A 22,340-nucleotide genomic window follows, 5' to 3' on the forward strand; every position below is an offset into this window, starting at 1 on the left:
TCCGCTCACACCGTCACCAGATCCTTGAGGTCCTGGTAGCGGGCGTCGCCGATGCCGGTCACCTGGCGCAGGTCGCCGACCGAGCGGAACCCACCGTGCTGTTCCCGGTAGTCGATGATGCGCTGGGCGAGCACCGGACCGACGCCGGGCAGGGCGTCGATCTGGGCCACGGTCGCCGTGTTGAGGTTGACCTTCCCGCCCGGGCCGGCCCCGGCGGCGCCGGACTGGCCGCCGACCGGTCCGGCGGCACCGGCTGGCGGTGGGGTGACACCGATCACGATCAGCTCGCCGTCGGTGACCTTCCGGGCCGGATTGACCATCGCCACGTCGACGCCGGGCAACGCCCCGCCGGCCGCCTCGATCGCGTCCGCGACCCGGGCGCCGGGCGGCAGGCGTACCAGTCCGGGACGCCGCACCTTGCCGGCCACCGCGACCACCACCTCGGTCGGGTTGCCGGCGCCGGCCGGGGCCGGCGGCGGGCCGGACCGGGACGCGGCGGACGCGCCGGCGGGCTCCGGTGTCGCCGCCGCCGCCGAGGCGGCCGGCACCGGCTCGGCGGCCGGCCGGGACAGCCAGGCCCAGCCCGCGGCGGCGAGCACGACCAGGACCGCCACCGCCGCGAGCGCCCGGACGCCGCGCCGGCCCGGGTCGAACACGCCGGCACCGGCCAGCCGGGGCCGGTCCGCCAGGTCGTCCTCGGCGGGCAGCGGATCCGGCGCGCCGAGGCCGGTCGACGCAGCGGGGAGGGCCCGCCCGTCGACACCGGTCACCGGGTCCGGCCCGGTCGACGGGTCGGGCGGGTCGGGCGGGTCCAGGGCGGACGGGCGGCCCAGCGGTCGTCCGACCGGTACGGCGTAACCGTTCGACGTCCCGGCCGCGAGCAGCCGCCCCAGCCGTTGCCGCACCGTCGTCTCGTCGTCATCGGACACCCGGCCGACGCTAGGCGGGCCGCCCGGTCCCGGGCACCGGGTCAGCGTCGGCTGTGGACAACCGGGCCACCTGTGGAAAAAGCCCTGATCATGCGTGGCTCTGCTATGCGGCGCCTCCGATCGCCGGGCGGCGACCGGTGGGGTGGCACGGAGCACGGCAAGGCGGACCGGTGACAATCGGGACGGTGCGGCCCAACCCGGGTGCCGCCGGGAAGCGAGAGTCCACATGAAACGCACGATCACCGCCGTCGCGGTGGGCGCCGTCGTCGCGCTCGGGGCAGGTCTGTTGACGGCCACGTCGCCCGCCGTCGCCGCCGCCTGCACGTCGAGCACCTGCCCGACCGAGGTCTCCGGGGCCGCCTACCGGATCACTCAGTCGACGCTGTCGAACGCCGCCGCCGTGCACCAGGCCCTCGGCGGCAAGTCCACCCATCCGGAGCTGAGCCAGGTGCTCGCCGACGCCAACCGGGTGATGTCACCGCTGTCGTCGTGCCGGCCCAGCCCGGCCGGGCTGTCGCCGAAGGCCGTTTTCGGGTTCTGCTGGAACAGCGACGACCAGGACACCGACGACAGCAACCTGTGGTTCCCGCAGGGGATCACCACCACCGCCGACGCGTTCGGCAGCCGGGTCTACGAGGGTGCCCAGGCCGTCGCCGTCACCTGGTACAAGCGGACCAGCAAGACCGACGAGAAGGCGATCCAGGCGCGGATCAGCCTGGCGCCGGCCGAGGGCTACCAGACCGGCACCAACCGGTACCGGCACGTGCTGCTGGTGGAGCCCACGGGCAGCGACAACTTCGCCCAGATCCCCTGCCACGCCGGCGGTGCGATGTGGTACGGCCACCTGCTCTACGTCGCCTGCAGCAGCACCATCCGGGTGTTCGACTGGGACTACCTGCACGAGGTGAAGACCACCAGCCTGCCGGGTGAGGGCTTCGGCCGGCAGTCCGACGGCGGGTACTACGCCAACGGCAACCGCTACGTCATGGTGCAGGTCGGGCAGATCGGCAGGCAGGACAACAACATCCAGTTCTCGTCGCTGGCGCTGGACCGGGCCTCCGCGCCGGACCGGCTGGTGGTCTCCGGCTACAGCGACACGGCCGGCGTCAACCTGTGGCGGTTCGACCTGGACGCGGCCACCCGGTTGCCGTCGTCGAACACCGCGCACGACGCGTACAAGCTGCCGATCACCTACGTCCAGGGTGCCGTCACCCGGGGCGACCGGTTCTGGTTCAGCCGGAGCACGACGAATCCCCAGCTGCTGTTCTGGGACCGGGCGAAGAAGACCACCCCGGTGGCCTACGGCGCCGACTACGGGGCGGAGAGCATCTCCTACTGGTCCTCCGGTGACGGGGCGGGCGGCGTCCCGGACTACCTGTACACGCTGACCGAGCACGAGGGCAGGCGCGAGGTCTTCGCGGTGAAACAGGCGTCCTTCGACGGCTGACCCGGCGCGCAGGCCGACCCAGCGGCCCGACCCAACGGGCCGGCTCAGCGGCCCGACCCAGTCGGCCGGGCTCAGGGCCGGCGGTGCACCACGATGCCGGCCAGGCCCGGACCGGCGTGCGCGGCCACCACGGCACCGACCTCGGTGACGTACCGGTCACGCAGCCGGTCGCCGAGCCGGTCGGCCAACGCGGTGGCGAGTTCGGCGGCGCGGCCGGGGGCGGCGAGGTGGTGGACGGCGACGTCGACCTCGGCGTCGCCGGCCGTCTCCACCGCCAGGTCGACCAGCCGGGCCAGCCCCCGGCTCGCGGTCCGGACCCGGTCGCGCAACACGATCGCGCCCTCCTTGACGTGCAGGATGGGCTTGACCGACAGGGCCGTGCCGAGCAGGGCTGAGGCGGCGTTGATCCGGCCGCCGCGGCGGAGGAACTCCAGCGTGTCGACGTAGAAGAAGGTCCGGGTGCGGTCCGCCGCGTCCAGCGCCGCCTGGCGTACCGCGGTCAGGTCCGCGCCCCGGGCGGCGGCCGCGCCGGCCGCCAGCGCCGGGAAGCCCAGGCCCATGCCGGTGGACCGGGAGTCGACCACGGTGATCCGACCGCCGAACCGGGCGGCGGCCAGCGACGCGGCGGCCGCGGTGCCGGACAGCCCGGCGGACAGGTGCACCGAGACGACGCCGGCCGCGCCGCCGTCCAGCAGTTCCTGGTACGTCCGGGCGAACTGCTCCGGAGCCGGCCGGGAGGTGGTGACGGCGTGCCGCCGTTCGCCGAGTGCCCGGGCCACGTCGTCGGGTGAGACCTCGTCGCCCTCCAGGCCCTCCGTCCCGTTGACCACCACGGTCAACGGGACGACGGTCAGGTCGTGCTCGCCGGCCAACTCGGCCGGCAGGTACGCGGTGGAGTCGGTGACGACCGCGACGGGCATCCGAGGGCTCCTAGGTCGAGACCGGCGCCGGTCAGACGGCCGCCGGGATGTCGGCGGCGCTGATCGGGCCGACGTTGTGGGCGCGCAACTGCCACCCCCGGGTCTCGTCGTGCCGCAACTCGGTCCAGTGGCAGTTCTGCAGGCCACCCAGGGTACGCAGCACCTCGTACGGCCAGCCGAGCAGGTGGCCGCAGCCCTGCCGCGCCGCGCCGCCGTGGGTGGCGACGACGACGGTGCCACCGGGCACCACGTCGGCCGCGGCCCGCAGCGCCTCGGCGGTCCGCTTGCCGAGATCGTCCAAGGTCTCGATGCCGCAGCCCGGGTCCCGCAGCCCGGCCCGCCACGGGCCGTACTCGGCCGGGAACCGCTCGGCCACCTCGGTCATGGTCAGGCCCTGCCAGCTGCCGTAGTGCCGCTCCCGCAGCCGCGGGTCGGTACGAACCGGCAGGCCGGTCAGCGCGGACAGCGCGGCGGCGGTGTCGGCGGCCCGGCGCAGGTCGCTGGCGACGACGGCGTCCGGACGCAGCGCGGCCAGCAGCGGCGCCGCCGCGGCGGCCTGCTCGTGGCCCAGGTCGTTGAGGGGGACGTCGGTCTGACCCTGCACCCGGCCCTCGGCGTTCCAGTCGGTGTTGCCGTGCCGCCAGACGATCAGTCGGGTCATCGGTTCACTCGGCGGGACCGGCCTCGGCGTCGACCAGGTCACGGTCGACGAACGGGACGGTCGGGCAGTCCTTCCACAGCTTGTCGAGCGCGTAGAACTCGCGCTCCTCGGCGTGCTGCACGTGGATCACCACGTCGACGTAGTCGAGCAGCACCCAGCGGCCGCCCCGCTCGCCCTCGCGGCGGACCGGCTTGGCCTTCTCGGGGAGGTTGAGCAACGCTTCCTCGACGGCGTCGACGATCGACGCCACCTGGCGCTCGTTGGGCGCGGAGGCGACCAGGAACGCGTCGGTGATGGCGAGCCGGTCCCCCACGTCGATGATGACGATGTCCTGCGCCTTCTTGTCGGCGGCGGCCTGCGCGGCGGCCATTGCCAGCTCGTGAGCGCGATCGGAAATTGGCACCGTACTCCTTCGGTCTACCAGGGGACCGTTCCAGCGTCTCACACGACGGAGACTCATGACTTGCCGGTTCCGCTAGAATTGGTTACAAGATGGGACAATTCACCGCCGGTAGAGTCGCCGTTTCGCGATGTACTGCACCACACCCTCGGGCACGAGGTACCAGACCGGCTTGCCGGCGGCCACCCGGGCCCGGCAGTCGGTGGACGAGATCGCCATCGCCGGCACCTGCACCAGGCTCACCGCGTCGGCCGGCAGGTGCGCCGCGGACAGTTCGAAGCCGGGCCGGGTCACCCCGATGAAGTGCGCCAGCTCGAACATCCGGTCGGTGTCCTTCCAGGAGAGGATCTTCTCCAGCGCGTCCGCCCCGGTGATGAAGAACAATTGCGCCTTGGGGCCGTACTCGGCGCGCACGTCGCGCAGCGTGTCGACGGTGTAGGTCGGCCCGGGCCGGTCGATGTCCGCCCGGCTGACGTGGAAGCCGGGGTTCGACGCGGTCGCGATCACCGTCATCAGGTAGCGGTCCTCGGCCGGGGTGACCGGCTCGTCGGTCTTCTGCCAGGGCTGGCCGGTGGGCACGAACACCACCTCGTCCAGGCCGAACCGGTCGGCCACCTCACTCGCCGCGACCAGGTGCCCGTTGTGGATCGGATCAAAGGTGCCGCCCATGATCCCGACCCGCCGGTTGTCGTCCCCCATTCCTTGATCGTAAGCCGACCCGGCCCACCCCCGCCTTACTCCCCGCCACTCCCCCGACCAGGCCGAGGTGCCTCACGATCGCTGACACTTCTTCGGCCGTCCCACCGGCCTGTCGTACCGAGAAAATGCCAGCGTCCCGGGCGACGGGTCAGGACGGCCAGGCGGAGCGGGCCTGCAGGGCCCGGCGCAGGTCGTCGTCGGCGTCGGTGACGACGCGGCGCAGGCCGGGCGGCAGGTCGTCCCGGGTCAGCAGCGCCGCGGCCCACTCCCGGGTCCGGTCCGCCACGGCGTAGCGGGGAAACGCGCGCTCGGCCACCCGGTCGGCCAACCAGGGGGTACGCCGCCGCGCGGCGGCCGGCATCTCGGCGAAGTACCGCTGGACGTAGGACGCCGTGAGGTCCCGCTGCTCGGGCTGCCAGAACCCGTCCGCGTACGCCGTGACCAGCCGGTTGGACAGCGCGTCGTCGGCGACGATCACCTGCCAGGCCCGCTCCTTCGCGGCCGGGTCGGGCAACGCCGCGCGGCACCGGGCGGCCCGCTCCTCGCCCGTGGCGCTGCGGTCCGCCGCCAACTCGGCGGCGATCTCGGCCTCCCCCGCCGCCCCGAGTACGACCAGCCGACCGAGCAGCGTCCAGCGCAGGTCCGCGTCGACGGCGAGCCCTTGCGGCGCCGCCCCGCCGGTCAGCCACCCGGTCAGCAGCGGCCGGTCGACGCTGGCCCCGATCAGTCCGCGCGCGGCGGCCAGTTGCCGCGAACCGGCGGGCTCGGCCGCGGCCAGCACCCGGTCACAGGCGCGCACCACCTGCCCCAGCGCGGCCAGCCGGGCCGGGCCGTCCAGGTACCGGTCGATCAGCGAGCGGGCCAGGCTCAGCACGTCCTCCACCACGACCACCTCGGTCTCCGCGCCGAGCGCGGCGGGCAACAGCCCGACCAGGTCGGCGACCGGGCGCTCGCCGTCGGTGACCGCGTCCAGCACGGCACCCCAGAGCACCGCCCGGGCCAGCGGGTCGGCCAACCCGGGCAGCACCGCCGGCACCGCGGCGACCGACGCCGGGTCGAGGCGTACCTTCGCGTAGCTCAGGTCGCCGTCGTTGAGCAGCAGCAGCCGGGCGACCGGCTCGCCGGCCAGCTCGGCGAGCACCGTCCGACCCCGGTCGACGGCCGGCTCGAGGTCCACCTCGTACCGGTGCCGCCGGACGACCGCGCCGGCCTGGTCGGCGGTTACCGGTTGGGTGGACCCGGCCGGGTCCGGGTCCGGCAGGTCGGCGCCGCCGTCGTACCGGCCGACGCCGATCCGGTGCGGGCGCAGCACCGGATGGTCCGGCGGCGCGGTCTGCCGCACCGCGACCTCGGCGTAGCGCCCGTCGGCGGTGGTGGTCACCTCGGCCCGCAGCGTGTTGACCTGGGACCGGCGCAGCCACACCTCGGCCCAGCCGGCCAGGTCCCGGCCGCCGCCGGCGAGCGCGTCGAGCAGGTCGGCCAGCGTGGCGTTGCCGAACCGGTGCGCCGCGAAGTACGCCCGCAGGCCGGCCAGGAACGCGTCGTCGCCGAGCCAGGCGACCAGTTGACGCAGCACGGCGGCGCCCTTGGCGTACGAGATGCCGTCGAAGTTGAGCAGCGCCTGGGCCGCGTCGGCGACCTCGGTCGGTGCCACCGGATGGGTCGACGGGCGCTGGTCGGCGGCGTACCCCCAGGCCTTGCGGCGCATCGCGAAGGTGGTCCAGGCCCGGTCGTACCGGGTCGCCTCGGCGGCCACCCGGAAGCCGAGGTACTCGGCGAACGACTCGTTCAACCACAGGTCGTCCCACCAGCGCATGGTGACCAGGTTGCCGAACCACATGTGCGCCATCTCGTGCGCGATGGTGGTGGCTCGCTGCTCCCGCTGGCTCTCGGTGACCACCGACCGGAAGACGTAGTCGTCGCGGATGGCGACCAGGCCGGGGTTCTCCATCGCGCCGAGGTTGAACTCCGGCACGAACGCCTGGTCGTACTTGCCGAACGGGTAGCGCTCGCCGAACAGCTCGTGGAACCGGTCCAGGCAGCGCCGGGTCACGTCGAAGATCTCCTCCGCGTCGGCGTCCAGATACCCGGCCAGCGACCGCCGGCACCAGATCGCCAGCGGGATGCCGTCGTGCTCGTCCCGCCGCACGTGGTACGGCCCGGCGATCAACGCCACGAGGTACGTCGCCAACGGCGCCGTGGGTGCGAACTCCCACCGCCCCGGCCCGCCGGCCGACCCCGGTCCGTTGACGAGGTGCCCGTTGGCGGCCACCGTCCAGTCCGCCGGGGCGGTCACCGAGAGGCTGACCGGCGCCTTCAGGTCCGGCTGGTCGAAGGCGGCGAAGACGCGTTGCACATCGTCCAGGAAGGACATCGCGTACAGGTACGTCTCCCCATCCGCCGGGTCGACGAACCGGTGCATCCCCTCCCCCGTGTTGGAGTACGCCATCTCCGCCTCGACGGTCAGCGTGTTCGCCGCGCGCAACCCGGCCAGCGGCAGCCGGTTGTCGGCGAGCGCGGCCGGGTCCAGGTCGGCGTCGTTGAGTCGTACCCGGGTCAGGCGCGCCGGCTTGACCTCGGCGAACGTCGACGTTCCGGCGGCGGCCCGGAACCGGACCGTCACCGCGGACCGGAACCGGTCGGCGCTGGCCGCCCCGGTCAGATCCAGATCCACGTGGTACGACTCGACGGTGATCAGCGCGGCGCGCACGGTCGCCTCGGCGCGGGTCAGGCTGGGCATCCGCTTATCCTGCACGATGGAGCCGGCCGAACCCGTCGGGCCGGCGCGACACGAGTCAGCACACGAAGGTGGTCAGCATGGCGCAGCACCCCAAGGGCGACTTCGACCTGTCCCGGGCCGTCTGGCAGCGGGCCGAGGGGGACGACTCGGAGGCCGCGGTCGAGATCGCCTTCGTGGACGACCTGATCGGCATGCGCAACTCGGCCGAGCCGGACGGCCCGATCCTGGTCTTCACCCAGGCCGAGTGGGACGCGTTCGTGGCCGGCGCCCGGGACGGCGAGTTCGACATCGAGGTGTGACGGTCACCGGTCCGGCGGGCTCCCGGGTGCGGAGGCCCGGTGAACGCTGGTGCTCACGGGCGGACAGCCGGTGACCCGACGCGTTAGGCTGTACCCGTACGGATGATCGCGACCTGCTGGCGGGCGCCCTGACGGGCGGCCCCGCATCCGCGCACCCCGATACCGAACAACGGCCGCCCCTCACCGGGCGGCCGTTGTCATCTCCTGCTCCCGGTGCCGGGCGGTCGGCGTACCCGCGAAGGAGCGAGCACGATGACCGCGACCAGCCCCACCCGCCCGACCGGCACGGACGCCGCGACCACCACCGGACCGGACGCCGCGACCGCCGCCGGAGCCGGCGGCCACCCGGTGCCGGCCGGGGTTCCCGGACGCCGGTTGACCGGCTTCCAGACCACCGGTGACCTGCACCTGGGCAACCTGCTCGGCGCGATCCGGCCGATCCTGGCCGACCAGCACCGGGCGGAGACCCGGGTGTTCCTCGCCGATCTGCACGCGCTCACCGTCGAACACGATCCGGCCCGGCTCCGGGCACGCACCGTGCAACAGGCGACCATTCTGCTCGCCGCCGGCCTCGATCCGGTCCGGACGGCGCTGTTCGTCCAGTCCCAGGTGCCGGAGCACACCGAACTGCACTACCTGCTGGAGTGCGCGACCGGCTACGGCGAGGCGCACCGGATGATCCAGTTCAAGGAGAAGAGCGCGGCCCAGCAACAGGTCCGCCTGAGCCTGCTCACCTATCCGGTGCTGATGACGGCGGACATCCTGCTGCACGACACCGACGAGGTTCCGGTGGGCGAGGACCAGAGCCAGCACCTGGAACTCACCCGTGCCGTGGCGACCCGGTTCAACGCCCACTACGGGCCGACCTTCGTGGTGCCCCGGGCGGTGCACCCCACGGTCGCCACCCGGGTGATGAGCCTGGCCGATCCGACCGCCAAGATGAGCAAGAGCGGGCCGACGCCGGCCGGCACGATCTTCCTGCTCGACCCGCCCGACGTGGTACGCCGCAAGATCTCCCGGGCGGTCACCGACTCGGGCAGCGACGTGGTGTACGACCCGCAGCACCGGCCCGGGGTGGCCAACCTGCTGGAGATCCTGGCCGCCTGCACGGGCGGGCAGCCGACCGCCCTGGCCGGCGACTTCCCGTCGTACGGGCGACTCAAGGCGGCGGTGGCCGACGCGGTGGTCGAGACGCTGCACCCGATCCAGCTCCGGTACGCCGAGCTGACCGCCGACCCGGACGGGGTGCGGCAGGTGCTGGCCGACGGGGCGGCCCGGGTCCGCCCGCCGGCCGCCGCCACCGTCCACCGGGCCCGCACGGCGATCGGGCTACTGACCTGATTTCACGTTCGGGGTTGCGGACGCCGGTGCCGTCAGCCATATACTCCACCCGGAGTATTTAAAGATGACTAATCCACACCGACCATTGACCACGCTCGCACTGGCGGTCCTCGAGCTGCTGCACGAGCGGCCGATGCACCCCTACGAGCTGCACCAGACCATCCGCGACCGGCACACCGACCGGGTCATCAAGCTGCGGGCCGGCTCGCTCTACCACACGGTGGAGCGGCTGCACCGGACCGAGCTGATCCGGCCGGTGGAGACCGGCCGGGCCGGCCGCCGGCCGGAGCGCACCGTCTACGCCGTCACCGAGGCCGGCCGGGCGGTCTTCAACCAGCACCTGCGCGACCTGGTCCAGCGCCCCGTCGAGGAGTACCCGGTCTTCGGGGCGGCGATGCAGATGCTGCACAAGCTCGCCCCGGACGAGGCCGTGGAGCTGCTGGAGCATCGCGCCGTCACGCTCGAGGCGGATCTGGCCCTCAGGGATCAACTGCTGACCAGCCTGACCAAACGCGGCGTCCAGCCGGCCCACCTGATCGAGGTGGAGTACGCCCAGGCGATGGTCCGGGCCGAGCTGACCTGGATCCGGCAGCTCGTCGAGGACATCCGGTCCGGGGCACTGCCCTGGCCCGACCGCATGGAGTGAGGAGATCGACCGTTGACCGCCACCCCAACCCCGGTGGAACGCCCCAAGCACAGCCCCTGGCTGGTGCTGTCGGTGCTCTGCCTGGGCTTCTTCATGATCCTTCTGGATACCACGATCGTGAACATCGCGATCCCGGACATGAGCACCCGGCTCGACGCCTCGCTGGACCAGATCCTCTGGGTGGTCAACGCGTACGTGCTGGTCTACGCCGTACTGCTGATCACCGCCGGCCGGCTCGGCGACCTGTACGGCCCGAAGCGGCTGTTCCTGGTCGGCCTGGTCGTCTTCACCCTCGCCTCGGCCGCCTGCGGGTTCGCCCGCAACCCGGAACAACTGATCATCGCCCGGGTGATCCAGGGCGCCGGCGGTGCGCTGCTCACCCCGCAGACCCTCTCCGTGATCACCATGATCTTCCCGGCGGAGAAACGCGGCGCCGCGTTCGGCCTGTGGGGCGCCGTCGCGGGCGTGGCCACCGTCGCCGGGCCGACCTTGGGCGGCTACCTGGTCACCAACTGGGGCTGGGAGTACATCTTCTTCGTCAACCTGCCGATCGGCGTGCTCGCGGTCGTCATGGCGGCGATCGTGATGCCGGACATCAAGCTCAACCGACGGCACAAGCTCGACTGGGCCGGCACCGCCCTGGCCACCACCGGCCTCTTCCTGATCACCTACGGCCTGATCGAGGGCCAGCCGCACGACTGGGGCAAGGTCTGGGGGCCGGTGACCATCGTCGAGATCCTGGTGGCCGGCGCGCTGCTGATGGCGGCCTTCCTGCTGCACCAGTACCTCACCCGCAACGGTGAACCGCTGGTCCCGTTCGCGATCTTCGCCGACCGCAACTACTCGCTGATGAACGTCGTCAGCGCGGCCATCGCGTTCGGCATGCTCGGGCTGTTCCTGCCGCTGGTCATCTACCTGCAGTCGGTGCTCGGGCTGACCGCGCTGCAGGCCGGCCTCACCACCGCGCCGATGTCGCTGATCTCGATGTTCGTCGCCCCGGTCGCCGGCCGGCTCGCCGACCGTACCGGCGGCAAGTGGGTCCTGTTCGTCGGGTTGAGCCTGTGGAGCGTCGGGATGGGCCTGGTGGTCTGGCTGGCGCAGGTCGACTCCGGCCGCTGGCACATCCTGCCCGGCCTGATCGTGGCCGGCTTCGGGCTGGGCCTGACCTTCGCGCCGCTGCAGACCATCGCCATGCGCAACGTGGAACCGCGGATGGCCGGCGCGGCCTCCGGGTTCATCAACACCGCCCGGCAACTGGGCGCGGTGATCGGCTCCGCCGCCGTCGGCGCCGTGCTCCAGGTGCAACTCGCCGACCAGCTGCGCGAGCGGGCCGAGGCCAACGCGGGCGCGCTGCCGCCCCAGTTCCGGGGCCAGTTCGTGGACGGGTTCGCGCACGCCGGCAGCGGCAGCCTGGAGGTCGGCGCCGGGCAGTCCGGGGTGCCGGTGCCGCCCGGGCTGCCGGAGCAGGCCCGCCAGGCGCTGACCACGGTGGCCGCGAAGACGTTCCACGAGGCGTTCACCCTGGCCATGAAGCACTCGCTGGTCGTACCGCTGAGTGTGCTGGCGGTGGCCGCGCTGAGCTGCCTGCTGGTCACCCGCCGCCGGCGCGAGCCCGGACCGGACCCCGCCGCCGAGCGGGACCCGGTCGGCGCGGCCGCCTGACCCGGAAACGCCGGCGCCCCGCCCCCGGGTTCCATCGGGGGGCGGGGCGCCGCGCTGTCCAGGGGCGTCAGTCCGTGCCGGAACCGTCCGACGCGGCCTCGATCTCGTCGGCCGGCCGCTGCCGGCGGGCCTTACGGGCGGCCAGCCGTTCGGCCGCCGTAACCCGCTTGGACCGCTCCTCCAGCCGTACGTCGGTGCCGCGCGAACCGGGTACGAAGTCCGCGCCGGCGTACCGGGTCGGCTCCCAGTCGAACTCGCGATCGCCGATCCGGACCAGGCTGCCCGATTCGGCGCCCATCTTCGCGAGCTGCTCCTCCACGCCCAGCCGGGCCAGCCGGTCGGCCAGGTAGCCGACCGCCTCGTCGTTGTCGAAGTTGGTCTGCCGGACCCACCGCTCGGGACGCGGTCCGCGCACCACGAAGCCGCCGTCCTCGGTCGGCTCGACGGTGAAGCCGGCGTCGTCGACCGCCTTCGGCCGGATCACGATCCGGGTCGGCTCCGGCGTCGGGTGCGCCGCCCGGGCCCGCTCGACCTGCTCCGCCAGCGCGTACGTCAGCTCCCGCAGCCCCTCCCGGGTGACCGCGGAGATCTCGTACACCCGGTAGCCCCGGGCCTCGATGTCCGGCCGGACGATCTCGGCGAGATCCCGCCCGTCCGGCACGTCCACCTTGTTCAGGACCACCAGCCGGGGCCGGTCGGCCAACCCGCCGTAGCGGGCCAGCTCCGCCTCCAGGGCGTCGATGTCACCCAGCGGATCCCGGCCCGGCTCCAGGGTCGCCGTGTCCACCACGTGCACCAGCACGGCGGTGCGCTCGATGTGCCGGAGGAACTCCAGCCCGAGCCCGCGGCCCTCGGCCGCCCCCGGGATCAACCCCGGTACGTCGGCCACGGTGAAGGTGTGGTCGTCGACCCGGACCACGCCGAGGTTCGGCACCAGCGTGGTGAACGGGTAGTCGGCGATCTTCGGCTTGGCCGCCGACAGGACGGAGATCAGCGACGACTTGCCGGCCGACGGGAAGCCCACCAGGCCCACGTCGGCGACGCTCTTGAGTTCCAGCACCACGTCGAGCCGATCGCCCGGTTCGCCCAGTTCGGCGAAGCCGGGGGCCTTGCGCCGGGAGTTGGCCAGCGCCGCGTTGCCGCGGCCACCACGGCCGCCGCGGGCGATCTCGAAGGTGGTGCCGGCGCCGATCAGGTCGGCCAGCTGCTCCCCGTCCGGGGTGCTGACCACGGTGCCGTCCGGGACCTTGAGCACCAGGTCGGAGCCGTTCGCGCCGTCCCGGTTCGAGCCGGCGCCGCCCTTGCCGTTCTCCGCCTTGATGTGCGGACGGAAGTGGAAGTCGAGCAGGGTGTGCACCTGCGGGTCGACCACCAGGGTCACGCTGCCGCCGTGCCCGCCGTTGCCGCCGTCCGGGCCGCCGAGCGGTTTGAACTTCTCCCGGTGGATCGAGACACAGCCGTGCCCGCCGTCGCCGGCCTGCAGGTGCAGGACGACCCGGTCAACGAAAGTGGTCACGCTGCCAATCCTTTCAACGGGAGGGTTCCCGCCTACGCGGAACGCCCGCCCATCGGGCGGAATTCCCGTCACGTACGACGAAGCGGGCCGGGACACCCAGTCCTCGGCCCGCTTCGACGAGTGGAGTTACTGAACCTGCTGCGCCGCCGGCACGATGCTGACGGTCTTACGTCCGCGCCGGGTGCCGAACTGGACCGAGCCCGCGGCGAGCGCGAAGAGCGTGTCGTCGCCGCCCCGGCCGACCAGGTCACCCGGGTGGAACTTGGTGCCGCGCTGACGGATCAGGATCTCGCCGGCGCTGACGACCTGGCCGCCGAACCGCTTGACGCCGAGCCGCTGCGCCGCGGAGTCACGGCCGTTGCGCGAGCTGGACGCACCCTTTTTGTGAGCCATCTGAGAACGACCTTACTTTCCGCTGGAGATGCCGGTCACCTTGATCTGGGTCAGCGGCTGACGGTGACCCTGACGCTTGTGGTAGCCGGTCTTGTTCTTGAACTTGTGGATCCGGATCTTGGGGCCCTTGGTGTGCGCGGCGATCTCGCCGGACACCGCGACCTTGGCAAGCTTCGCCGCGTCGGTCACCAGGTCGTCACCGTCGACGAGGAGCACCGCGGCGAGCTTCACCGCGTCGCCGGGCGCACCGGCGAGCTTCTCGACCTCGATCACGTCGCCCTCGGCGACCTTGTACTGCTTGCCGCCGGTCTTGACGATCGCGTACATCGGAGGCGAACTCCCTGTCATAGAGGTTGCTGGCGGTCAGTTGCTCGCGGCGGCTCGCCGCTGCGGGAGCGACGGTCGGGCACGCGAGAACGTGGCGCACAAAAGTGCGCCGCAGGAAAGCCTACCAGTAGGCACACCGGTAGACCTAAACCGGGCCGGCCGGTCAGCTGCCGCAGAGCTGGTCGACCCGCTGCTGGAGCTGCGCCAGCGTGGACTCGTTGACGCTTGTCACATCCGGTTTGATCTTGGCGATCGCGGCGGCGTTGTCGGTCAGGGCCGCCTTCAGCCGCGCATCGGTGGCCCGGGCCGCCTGCTCCCGTACCGCGGCCGACCAGCCGGCCAGGACCACCTCGGCGTCGCGTCGGGCGGTGTCCGCGGTCTTCGTGTCGTTGGCGCTGCTGGCCTGGAGCATCTTGGCCAGCGCGGCGACGAACTTCTGGGCCGAGGAGGAACCGGCCTCGGTCACCGCGGCACAGACCTCCCGGGCGTTGCCGCCGGCCACGGCCGTCCCGCCGGGCGTGGCAGCGCCACCGGCGGACGGGGTGCCCGCGGGCGACGTCCCGGCCGGCGAACCGGTGCTCGGGCCGGGCGCCGCGGTGGACGGGCCGCCGCCGTCGGAACAACCGGCGACGGCGAACAGGGCGGCGGCGAGGGTGACGACCGCCAGCGCACGTCGCATCTCGGATCCTCCCGCAGGGGTCGGGGAGTCAGGGGCGGCGCCAGCGTACCGCCCGTGGCCTGCCCGTACCTTCTGGGCCGGCCACGGGCCTGGACGCTGACCTCGTCAGGGGCGGGTCCGACGCCGGGCGCCGCCGCGCCGGGCCCGCCGGCGGCCACCGCCACCGGCCTCGTCGCCGCCGTCGTCGTCGGCGTCGGCCGCGTCCGGGTCGTCCGAGCCGACCAGCCGCATCGGCTCGGCGTCCCGCGCGTCGGCCACGGCCGGCGCCTCGGTGCTGTCCGTCTCGTAGCGCGACAGGTCGTACCCCATGGTGTCGTCCTCGTCGACGACCTCGACCTCGACGGTCGCGGCCGGCTCCGGCGCCGCACTCTTGCGGCCGCGCCGACGCCCGCCGGCCGGCGCCTCGGCCTGCGCGGTGATGCCGCTCGACGAGGCCGAGGCGACCGCCTTGACCTTGTCACCGGTCCCGTTCGACCGGGACTTCTCCGGCACCGGCTCGGTGTGGATGATGACGCCACGGCCCTTGCAACAGTCACAGGTCTCGCTGAACGCCTCCAGCAGCCCGGCACCGATCCGCTTGCGGGTCATCTGCACCAGACCCAGCGAGGTGATCTCGGTCACCTGGTGCTTCGTCCGGTCCCGGCCGAGGCACTCGGTGAGCCGGCGCAGCACCAGCTCCCGGTTGGACTCGAGCACCATGTCGATGAAGTCGATCACCACGATGCCGCCGAGGTCGCGCAGCCGCAGCTGCCGGACGATCTCCTCGGCCGCCTCCAGGTTGTTCCTGGTGACCGTCTCCTCCAGGTTGCCGCCCGCACCGGTGTACTTGCCGGTGTTGACGTCCACGACGGTCATCGCCTCGGTGCGGTCGATCACCAGGTGCCCGCCGGAGGGCAGGAACACCTTGCGGTCCAGGCCCTTGAGGATCTGCTCGTCGATCCGCCACTCGGCGAAGACGTCCCCGGTGCCGGTGTGCCGGCGCAGCCGGGCGACCAGGTCCGGGGACACCTGGCCGAGGTAGCTCTCGACCATCCCGAACGACTCGTCGCCCTGCACGATCAGCTCACGGAAGTCCTCGTTGAACAGATCCCGGACCACCCGGATCACCAGGTCGGGCTCCTCGGACAGCAGCACCGGGGCGCCACCCTCGGCGGCCTTGGCCTGGATGTCCTCCCACTGCGCCTGCAACCGCTTGACGTCCCGGGCCAGTTCGTCCTCGCTGGCTCCCTCGGCAGCGGTCCGCACGATCACGCCGGCACCGTCCGGCACCAACTTCTTCAGTACGTCCCGCAGCCGCTTGCGCTCGGTGTCCGGCAGCTTGCGGCTGATCCCGGAGGAGTTGCCGTTCGGTACGTAGACCAGGTGCCGGCCGGAGAGCGCGACGTGGCTGGTCAACCGGGCGCCCTTGTGCCCGATGGGGTCCTTGGTGACCTGCACCAGCACCGAGTCGCCGGACTTCAGGGCCTGCTCGATCGAGCGGGCCCGACCCTCCAGACCGGACGAATCCCAGTTGACCTCGCCCGCGTACAGCACCGCGTTGCGGCCCCGGCCGATGTCCACGAACGCCGCCTCCATGCTGGGCAGCACGTTCTGCACCTTGCCGAGGTAGACGTTGCCGGCCATCGTGCCGGAGGAGTTGCGGGTGACGTAGTGCTCGACCAGCACGCCGTCCTCCAGCACGCCGATCTGGGTGCGGTCGCCGCGCTGGCGTACCACCATCACCCGGTCCACCGCCTCGCGGCGGGCCAGGAACTCGGACTCGCTGAGGATCGGCGGCTTGGTCCGCCGCTGCTCCCGACCGTCCCGGCGGCGCTGGCGCTTGGCCTCCAGCCGGGTGGAGCCGGAGACGCCCTGCACCTCGTCGGTGGTCCGGCGCGGCTCGCGGATCTTGACCACGGTGGGTACGCCGTCGTCGGCGCCCCCGCCGTCGGAGTCGCCGGCGCCCTTGCGCCGCCGCCGCCGACGTCGCCGGGTCACCCCGTCCGTGCCGCCGTCGCCCTCGTCGTCCTCGTCACCGGTCTCCTCGGCCGCGGCGACCGGCTCCTCGGCGGTCTCCTCCTCGGACTCGTCGGCCGGCCCCCGGCCGCGACCGCGACCCCGCCGGCCGCGCCGGCGCCGGCGCCGACCGGCGGCCGTCTCGTCGTCGTCCTCGTCCTCGTCCTCGTCGTCCTCGCTCGCGCCGTCCTCGTCGACGGCGGCCGGCGCCGGCACCTCGACCTCGACCTCGGGCTCGGCGGTACGCCGGCCGCGCCGACGACGCTGGGTGGACTCCTCCGGCTCCGGCTCGGGCTCGACCTCCGGCGCCGCGGCGGCCGCGGCGGGTTGGACCGCCGGGACCTCCGGCTCGGGCGCCATGAACAGCACCGTGGGCGCGGACAGCGCGGCCCGGCGGCGCCGGGTCCGGGGCGTCGGCGCGGTTTCCGCGTCGTCAGCCGGCACGTCGGCCGGAACGGCGGCGGGTGCCGGCACGTCGGCCGGGGCGGACTCGACGGGCGCGGTCGTCGCCGGGACCTCCGCCGGGGCGAGTTCCGCGGCCGGCGGGACGGCCTTGCGCCGCCGGGTACGGGTGGCCTTGACCGGCGCGGCCGGTTGGTCGGCCGGCTCGGCGGGCGGCTGCGCGATCGGGTCGACGGACGACGGCCCGACCGGGCCGGCCGACGCCGGCACGGCCGCCTGCTCGACGGTGGGCGGCGCCGCCGGGCCGGTGGCCGGGCCGGACCGCTCGGCCGGACCGGCCGCCGGTGCGGCGCCCCCGGCCGCCGGACCCCCGCGCGCCGGCTCCCCGGCCGGGGCGGAACCGTCCGCCGGGCCGTCCGACGCCGGGGTGGGCTCCCCGGCCGGGGCCGAGCCGGTCGACTGCTCGTCCGCGGGTACGTCCTTCTTGCTGGCCACGGTGGCCTTCCGACGCCGGCGCGGCGCCTTGCCGGTCGCCTCGGTGTCGCCGGCCACCGGTGCCAGCACCTCGGCGTCCGGCGCCTCGCCACTGATCCGCCGCGCCTCGGTGGACGCCTCGACCGGGCCGCCGGCCTGGTCCGGCTCGGTACTGGCCGGCGACGTGCTGCGCCGGCGGGTGGTCCGGGTACGCCGGACCGGGGTGGGCTCGGTGGTGCTGTCGGCGGGGTCGGCGGTCGGCTGCGACCCGGCCAGCTCCCCGCCCTCGGGCTCGTTCTCGAGCATTGGACGTTCTCCAGTTCTGACTTCCCCGGGCGCGGGTGAGCGCTGCCACGCAGGGTCGTCGCAAAAGTGTTTCCGGTGGCGCGTCAACGTGCCACCGAAGTCTGCCTAGCAGAACCCGGACCGGGGTCGGTCAGGGTTCACCGATGGTTGCCCTGTCGCGGTCCGCCTCCAACGGATCCCCGATCTCCCCCTGCGCGGTCAGCGTGCCCTGCGCCAGCCGCGTCGCACGGGGCGGCATCGGCGGCTCCAGGTCGGCCACCACGCGGAGGCCGGAAAGGACGTCATCGGGTCGTACGGACGGGGTGACCTGCCGCACGACCAGTTCGAGTATCGCACACGGTACGGCCTCGACCCCGGAAGGTGCCTCGGTTTGATCGAGGACATCGATGCTGGTCACCGCCGCGCGGGCGTCGAAGGTCCGGCGCCCCTGCTTGGTCAGCCGTTCCACCGGGATCTCGGTCGCGGCCCGGAATGCCTCGACGGCCTTGCCGAGCGTGGCCGCGTCCACCCCGGGCAGCTCGACCCGCCACCGGGACGCCTCGATCCGGTCGGCCAGACTGCCGCCGGCCGCCTCCACCGCGTCGAGCACGTCCAGGCCGGACGACAGCGCCGCGTCCAGCGCGGCCCGGACCTGCGCCGGTTCCACCCGGGCCTGCAACCCGATCTCCAGGTACTCCGCCTCGCTGGCCACCCCGGTGGGCGCCGCGCTGGCGTAGGAGATCTTCGGGTGCGGGGTGAACCCCTGAGAGAAGGCGATCGGTACGCCGGCGCGCCGCAGCGCCCGTTCGAAGGCGCGGGCGAAGTCGCGGTGCGAGGTGAACCGGAGCGGCCCCCGCTTGGCGTACCGGATCCGGATCCGCTGGACGACCGGCGCCTGGCCGCCCTCCGGCTGAGGTTTCCTACTGATCGTCGTGCTCCTTGCACATCGTCGTGCTCCGTGAGATCGCCGGACGGCGTCGTCAGGACGGGACCCGGAGCCCCGAACCGCCCACCGGGGTGAGCGGGAGGAGCTTGCGCCCGGTGGGGCCGATCTGGATCTCGGTGTCCATCGACGGGCACACGCCGCAGTCGAAGCACGGGGTCCACCGGCAGTCGTCCTGCTCGTACTCGGACAGCGAATCCTGCCAGTCCTGCCAGAGCCAGTCCTTGTCCAGGCCGGAGTCCAGGTGGTCCCAGGGCAGGACCTCCAACTCGTCGCGCTCCCGGGTGGTGAACCAGTCCAGGTCCACCCCGAAGGCGGGCAGCACCTCGGCGGCGGCGTCCACCCAGCGGCGGTAGGAGAAGTGCTCGCTCCACCCGTCGAACCGGCCGCCGTCCTCCCAGACCCGGCGGATCACCGCGCCCACCCGCCGGTCGCCCCGGGACAGCAGCCCCTCGATCAGCGACGGCTCGCCGTCGTGGTAGCGGAAGCCGATCGCCCGACCCAGCGACCGGTCCGCGTTGATCGCCTGCTTGAGCAGCCGGAGCCGGCCGTCGATGACCTCCGGCCGGTCCATCGAGGCCCACTGGAACGGGGTGTGCGGCTTCGGCACGAAACCGCCGATGGAGACCGTGCAGCGGATGTCCTTGGAGCCGGTCGCCGCCCGGCCCGCCCGGATCACCTCGTGCGCCATGTCGGCGATCTCCAGGACGTCCTCGTCCGTCTCGGTGGGCAGGCCGCACATGAAGTAGAGCTTCACCTGCCGCCACCCGTTGGTGTACGCGGTGACCACCGTGCGGATCAGGTCCTCCTTCGAGACCATCTTGTTGATCACCTTGCGGATCCGCTCCGACCCGCCCTCCGGGGCGAAGGTCAGGCCGGTCCGCCGACCGTTGCGGGACAACTCCTGGGCCAGGTCGATGTTGAACGCGTCGACCCGGGTGGACGGCAGCGACAGCGAGACGTTGGTGCCCTTGTACTGCTCGGCCAGGCCGGAGCACATGTCACCGATCTCGGAGTGGTCGGCCGAGGACAGCGACAACAGGCCCACCTCGTGGAAGCCGGAGAACTCCAGCCCCTGCTGCACCATCTGGCCCACGGTGGTGATCGACCGCTCGCGCACCGGTCGGGTGATCATGCCGGCCTGGCAGAACCGGCAGCCCCGGGTGCAGCCCCGGAAGATCTCCACGGCGTACCGCTCGTGCACCGTCTCGGCGAGCGGGACGAGGGGCTTCTTCGGGTACGGCCAGGCGTCCAGGTCCATGGTCGTGCGCTTGTGCACCCGGAACGGCACGTCGGCCCGGTTCGGCACCACCCGCTGGATCCGGCCGTCGGGCAGGTAGTCCACGTCGTAGAAGCGCGGCACGTAGACGCTCTCGGTCCGGGCCAGCCGCAGCAGCAGCTCGTCCCGACCGCCGGGCGCACCCTCCGCCTTCCACTGCCGGACGATCCCGGTGATCTCCAGTACGGCTTCCTCGCCGTCGCCGAGCACGGCCGCGTCGATGAAGTCGGCGATCGGCTCGGGGTTGAACGCGGCGTGCCCGCCGGCCACGATCACCGGGTCCGCGTCGGTGCGGTCCGCCGCGAGCAGCGGGATGCCGGCCAGGTCGATCGCGGTGAGCAGGTTGGTGTAGCCGAGCTCGGTGGAAAACGAGACGCCGAACAGGTCGAAATCGCCCACCGGGCGGTGCGCCTCGACGGTGAACTGCGGCACGCCGTGCGTCCGCATCAGGGTCTCCAGGTCGGGCCAGACCGCGTAGGTCCGCTCGGCCAGCACGTCGGGCTGCTCGTTCAGCACCTCGTAGAGGATCTGAACGCCCTGGTTGGGCAGCCCCACCTCGTACGCGTCGGGATACATCAGCGCCCACCGGACCGCGGCCGGTTCCCAGTCCTTGACCACCGCACCCAGCTCGCCCCCGACGTACTGGATGGGCTTGGACACCTGGGGCAGCAGCGGTTCCAGCTGGGACCAGACGGAGTTGGCCGGGCGCGGGCCCGGGCCGGTGGGTGTGACGCTCATGGAGCCCAAGGGTACGCGGCCCGACCGGGCGCCGACCCGGTCACCCGCCCGCGCCGCGACCGGTCCGGGAACCGCCGTCGGCCGGGCCGGCCCGGTCGCCCGGGGCGGTCGGTGGCGGTCCGGTACTAACCTCGTACCGGCGCGAGAGGAGAGCCGCGATGTCGCAGCCGCAGCCGGGCACCGGGCCCGCGGAACCGCCGGCGACCCCGGACGGTACGCCCGGACCCGTCCCGCGCCAGCGCACCGCCCCCGACGAGCCGACGTCACCGTCCGAGCCGGCACCCCCGGCTGCGCCCGAGCCGGACACCGTGGCGTCCGGCGACGACCCGGCATCGACCGAGCCGGACACCGTGGCGTCCGGCGACGGCCCGGCATCGCCCGGGACCGCCGCGCCCGAGGACGTCGCCGAGACCGCGCGGACGGACGCGCCGGAGCGCCGGGACCCGACGCTGGAGATGTCGGACCAGGAGCGGGCGGCCTGGGAGCCGCCGGTGCCGGTCGATCCGTGGGCCGACACCGCCCAGCCGTGGGAGGACGACACCGACCCGGAGGCCTGGGCGGAACACCCGGCGCACCCGGAGCAGCAGCACTGGCAGCCGCCGGCCGCCCAGCCACCACTGCCGGCGACCCGCCCGTACCCGGCCCCGCCGCCCCCGCCGCTGCCGGCGACCCGGCCGTACCCGGTCCCGCAGCAGCGGGCGTACCAGCCGCCGCGACCCCCGTACGGGCCGGCGGTCGCCAGCGGGCAGCCCGCGCCGCCGGTCGGGCCGGGTCCGGCGCGGCCGTCGGCCCCACCCGCGTCGCGCGGTCCCGCCGGGCCGGTTCGCGAGCTGCCGAACCGGTCCCGCGACCGCCGTCGCTCCGCCGGCGCCGACCGGACGCGCCCGGCCCCGCCGGACCCGCGGCCGGCACCCGGGTACGGCCCGGCGCCGGCCCGCCGCCGGCGCCGCCGACCCGGCTTCAGGACGCTGTTCCTCCTGCTCACCCTCGCCTGCTGCTGCGGCTGCCCGGCCTGGTTCGGCAAGCCGATGTGGGAGCAGTACCCGGCCAGCGCGAGCCTGCCGACCGAGGTCGCCGACCTGAGCCTGCGGGACGACTCGCGCAGCCGGCAGGCCGCGGAGGCGTTGAAGCTGGACCTGCGCACCGAGTACGTGTTCGCCGAGAGCACCTTCGCGGGCGTCTACTCGGACCCGAACAACAAGCGGGTCACCGTGTTCGGCGTGACCGGCTTCCGGTTCACCCCGGACAAGGACCTGGCGGCGGAGATGACCCGCCTCACCGGGGTCTACCACCTGACCGACCAGCAGACGATCGACACCGGCGTCCGGGGCGAGTTCCTGAGCTGCGGCACCGGCCGGGCCGACGGCACCGCGGTGGTGGTCTGCGGCTGGGCCGACCACGGCAGTCTGGCCACCGCCCTGTTCGACCGGCGGTCGGTGGCCGACAGCGCGCAACTGGTCGCCGACCTGCGGGAACACATCGTCTCCCGGGGCTGATCTGTGACCGACGCCACATCCAGGTCGGCCCACTCGCCGGACCGGGTCGGGTGACCGGGGCAACAATCG

At 73.4% G+C, this 22,340-nt stretch carries 19 protein-coding genes; 6 read left to right on the forward strand and 13 right to left on the reverse strand.

The features are described 5' to 3' along the window. Nucleotides 1-5 precede the first annotated feature (5 nt). A complete protein-coding gene (locus ACFOX0_RS29060; RefSeq protein ID WP_377552037.1) occupies nucleotides 6-929 on the reverse strand; it encodes a helix-hairpin-helix domain-containing protein in 924 nt (307 codons plus the stop codon). 226 nt (nucleotides 930-1,155) lie between these two features. Between ACFOX0_RS29060 and ACFOX0_RS29065 the strand changes: the two genes are divergently transcribed. Next, entirely contained in the window at nucleotides 1,156-2,376 is a 1,221-nt protein-coding gene (locus ACFOX0_RS29065; RefSeq protein WP_377552039.1) for a hypothetical protein, read from the forward strand. Nucleotides 2,377-2,447: 71 nt separating this feature from the next. Here ACFOX0_RS29065 and ACFOX0_RS29070 read toward each other — a convergent pair whose 3' ends face one another. From ACFOX0_RS29070 to pepN, 5 genes are all read right to left on the reverse strand, one after another. Further along, nucleotides 2,448-3,296, reverse strand: coding sequence for a DegV family protein (locus ACFOX0_RS29070; protein WP_377552041.1), 849 nt, complete (start codon nucleotides 3,294-3,296; stop codon nucleotides 2,448-2,450). A 31-nt stretch (nucleotides 3,297-3,327) separates the two neighbouring features. Then, nucleotides 3,328-3,957, reverse strand: coding sequence for a histidine phosphatase family protein (locus tag ACFOX0_RS29075; RefSeq protein ID WP_377552044.1), 630 nt, complete (start codon nucleotides 3,955-3,957; stop codon nucleotides 3,328-3,330). A gap of 4 nt (nucleotides 3,958-3,961) precedes the next feature. Next, a complete protein-coding gene (rsfS, locus tag ACFOX0_RS29080) occupies nucleotides 3,962-4,360 on the reverse strand; it encodes a ribosome silencing factor (RefSeq protein ID WP_377552047.1) in 399 nt (132 codons plus the stop codon). A 99-nt stretch (nucleotides 4,361-4,459) separates the two neighbouring features. Continuing rightward, nucleotides 4,460-5,056, reverse strand: coding sequence for a nicotinate-nucleotide adenylyltransferase (nadD, locus tag ACFOX0_RS29085; RefSeq protein WP_377552049.1), 597 nt, complete (start codon nucleotides 5,054-5,056; stop codon nucleotides 4,460-4,462). Between the two features lie 148 nt (nucleotides 5,057-5,204). After that, entirely contained in the window at nucleotides 5,205-7,796 is a 2,592-nt protein-coding gene (gene pepN, locus ACFOX0_RS29090) for an aminopeptidase N (RefSeq protein ID WP_377552051.1), read from the reverse strand. 77 nt (nucleotides 7,797-7,873) lie between these two features. Between pepN and ACFOX0_RS29095 the strand changes: the two genes are divergently transcribed. From ACFOX0_RS29095 to ACFOX0_RS29110, 4 genes are all read left to right on the forward strand, one after another. After that, entirely contained in the window at nucleotides 7,874-8,095 is a 222-nt protein-coding gene (locus tag ACFOX0_RS29095; RefSeq protein WP_377552054.1) for a DUF397 domain-containing protein, read from the forward strand. 252 nt (nucleotides 8,096-8,347) lie between these two features. Next, on the forward strand, nucleotides 8,348-9,436 hold the full coding sequence (trpS, locus tag ACFOX0_RS29100) for a tryptophan--tRNA ligase (RefSeq protein WP_377552056.1): 1,089 nt from the start codon (nucleotides 8,348-8,350) through the stop codon (nucleotides 9,434-9,436). Nucleotides 9,437-9,500: 64 nt separating this feature from the next. Further along, entirely contained in the window at nucleotides 9,501-10,082 is a 582-nt protein-coding gene (locus ACFOX0_RS29105; RefSeq protein ID WP_377552058.1) for a PadR family transcriptional regulator, read from the forward strand. A gap of 12 nt (nucleotides 10,083-10,094) precedes the next feature. Beyond that, the gene (locus ACFOX0_RS29110; protein WP_377552061.1) at nucleotides 10,095-11,744 is read left to right on the forward strand and encodes a DHA2 family efflux MFS transporter permease subunit; all 1,650 of its coding nucleotides are present in this window, start codon (nucleotides 10,095-10,097) and stop codon (nucleotides 11,742-11,744) included. A 67-nt stretch (nucleotides 11,745-11,811) separates the two neighbouring features. Here ACFOX0_RS29110 and obgE read toward each other — a convergent pair whose 3' ends face one another. The 7 genes from obgE to ACFOX0_RS29145 all read right to left on the reverse strand — a co-directional run bounded on the left by obgE (nucleotide 11,812) and on the right by ACFOX0_RS29145 (nucleotide 20,775). After that, nucleotides 11,812-13,260: a GTPase ObgE gene (obgE, locus tag ACFOX0_RS29115; protein WP_377552062.1), complete on the reverse strand. Its 1,449-nt coding sequence runs from the start codon at nucleotides 13,258-13,260 to the stop codon at nucleotides 11,812-11,814. Between the two features lie 126 nt (nucleotides 13,261-13,386). After that, nucleotides 13,387-13,653: a 50S ribosomal protein L27 gene (rpmA, locus tag ACFOX0_RS29120; protein WP_377552063.1), complete on the reverse strand. Its 267-nt coding sequence runs from the start codon at nucleotides 13,651-13,653 to the stop codon at nucleotides 13,387-13,389. Between the two features lie 12 nt (nucleotides 13,654-13,665). Then, nucleotides 13,666-13,980, reverse strand: a complete 315-nt coding sequence (gene rplU, locus ACFOX0_RS29125; protein WP_377552064.1) for a 50S ribosomal protein L21 — start codon at nucleotides 13,978-13,980, stop codon at nucleotides 13,666-13,668. A 163-nt stretch (nucleotides 13,981-14,143) separates the two neighbouring features. Next, complete coding sequence (locus tag ACFOX0_RS29130; protein WP_377552066.1) at nucleotides 14,144-14,659, reverse strand: hypothetical protein; 516 nt, start codon at nucleotides 14,657-14,659, stop codon at nucleotides 14,144-14,146. A 105-nt stretch (nucleotides 14,660-14,764) separates the two neighbouring features. Then, the gene (locus ACFOX0_RS29135) at nucleotides 14,765-17,836 is read right to left on the reverse strand and encodes an Rne/Rng family ribonuclease (protein WP_377552067.1); all 3,072 of its coding nucleotides are present in this window, start codon (nucleotides 17,834-17,836) and stop codon (nucleotides 14,765-14,767) included. A gap of 130 nt (nucleotides 17,837-17,966) precedes the next feature. Next, on the reverse strand, nucleotides 17,967-18,686 hold the full coding sequence (locus ACFOX0_RS29140) for a TIGR03936 family radical SAM-associated protein (protein ID WP_377552096.1): 720 nt from the start codon (nucleotides 18,684-18,686) through the stop codon (nucleotides 17,967-17,969). Between the two features lie 109 nt (nucleotides 18,687-18,795). Then, on the reverse strand, nucleotides 18,796-20,775 hold the full coding sequence (locus tag ACFOX0_RS29145; RefSeq protein WP_377552069.1) for a TIGR03960 family B12-binding radical SAM protein: 1,980 nt from the start codon (nucleotides 20,773-20,775) through the stop codon (nucleotides 18,796-18,798). Between the two features lie 158 nt (nucleotides 20,776-20,933). On the opposite strand from ACFOX0_RS29145, the gene ACFOX0_RS29150 reads away from it, so the two are divergent. Beyond that, on the forward strand, nucleotides 20,934-22,271 hold the full coding sequence (locus ACFOX0_RS29150) for a hypothetical protein (RefSeq protein ID WP_377552071.1): 1,338 nt from the start codon (nucleotides 20,934-20,936) through the stop codon (nucleotides 22,269-22,271). Nucleotides 22,272-22,340 lie beyond the last annotated feature (69 nt).

Source organism: Micromonospora zhanjiangensis (assembly GCF_042650605.1).
GTDB lineage: Bacteria > Actinomycetota > Actinomycetes > Mycobacteriales > Micromonosporaceae > Micromonospora_J > Micromonospora_J zhanjiangensis.

Bases quoted from the DNA above. Each gene is read 5' to 3' on its own strand.
- ACFOX0_RS29065 (WP_377552039.1), top strand. From the start codon at position 1,156: ATGAAACGCACGATCACCGCCGTCGCGGTGGGCGCCGTCGTCGCGCTC.
- ACFOX0_RS29070 (WP_377552041.1), bottom strand. From the start codon at position 3,296: ATGCCCGTCGCGGTCGTCACCGACTCCACCGCGTACCTGCCGGCCGAG.
- ACFOX0_RS29075 (WP_377552044.1), bottom strand. From the start codon at position 3,957: ATGACCCGACTGATCGTCTGGCGGCACGGCAACACCGACTGGAACGCC.
- nadD (WP_377552049.1), bottom strand. From the start codon at position 5,056: ATGGGGGACGACAACCGGCGGGTCGGGATCATGGGCGGCACCTTTGAT.
- pepN (WP_377552051.1), bottom strand. From the start codon at position 7,796: ATGCCCAGCCTGACCCGCGCCGAGGCGACCGTGCGCGCCGCGCTGATC.
- ACFOX0_RS29095 (WP_377552054.1), top strand. From the start codon at position 7,874: ATGGCGCAGCACCCCAAGGGCGACTTCGACCTGTCCCGGGCCGTCTGG.
- trpS (WP_377552056.1), top strand. From the start codon at position 8,348: ATGACCGCGACCAGCCCCACCCGCCCGACCGGCACGGACGCCGCGACC.
- ACFOX0_RS29105 (WP_377552058.1), top strand. From the start codon at position 9,501: ATGACTAATCCACACCGACCATTGACCACGCTCGCACTGGCGGTCCTC.
- rpmA (WP_377552063.1), bottom strand. From the start codon at position 13,653: ATGGCTCACAAAAAGGGTGCGTCCAGCTCGCGCAACGGCCGTGACTCC.
- rplU (WP_377552064.1), bottom strand. From the start codon at position 13,980: ATGTACGCGATCGTCAAGACCGGCGGCAAGCAGTACAAGGTCGCCGAG.
- ACFOX0_RS29130 (WP_377552066.1), bottom strand. From the start codon at position 14,659: ATGCGACGTGCGCTGGCGGTCGTCACCCTCGCCGCCGCCCTGTTCGCC.
- ACFOX0_RS29135 (WP_377552067.1), bottom strand. From the start codon at position 17,836: ATGCTCGAGAACGAGCCCGAGGGCGGGGAGCTGGCCGGGTCGCAGCCG.
- ACFOX0_RS29145 (WP_377552069.1), bottom strand. From the start codon at position 20,775: ATGAGCGTCACACCCACCGGCCCGGGCCCGCGCCCGGCCAACTCCGTC.
- ACFOX0_RS29150 (WP_377552071.1), top strand. From the start codon at position 20,934: ATGTCGCAGCCGCAGCCGGGCACCGGGCCCGCGGAACCGCCGGCGACC.